Source organism: Chryseobacterium mucoviscidosis, assembly GCF_002177115.1.
In the GTDB taxonomy this organism is placed as follows: Bacteria; Bacteroidota; Bacteroidia; order Flavobacteriales; family Weeksellaceae; genus Chryseobacterium; species Chryseobacterium mucoviscidosis.
On record NZ_MVAG01000254.1, the window covers coordinates 1 to 271 of the forward strand.

General features: G+C 47.6%; 1 protein-coding gene. It reads left to right on the top strand.

What is annotated here, in order from left to right; all coding sequences use genetic code 11:
• On the top strand, positions 1-271 hold a 271-nt coding region (locus B0E34_RS23020), incomplete at both ends, for an ATP-dependent Clp protease proteolytic subunit (RefSeq protein ID WP_185117478.1).

Here is a 271-nt window from a genome sequence, read left to right on the forward strand (position 1 = left end):
GTATGACATTTACTCACGCTTGTTGAAAGACCGTATCATTATGCTGGGATCAGCAATCGATGACAATGTTGCGAACTCCATCGTATCTCAGCTTCTATTCCTTGAAGCCGAAGATCCAGAAAAAGATATCAGCATCTATATCAACAGCCCTGGCGGCTCCATCACAGCCGGTATGGCGATTTATGACACCATGCAGTTTATTAAACCGCAAGTCTCCACGATTTGTACGGGAATGGCGGCATCCATGGGTGCGTTCCTTCTTGCAGCCGGC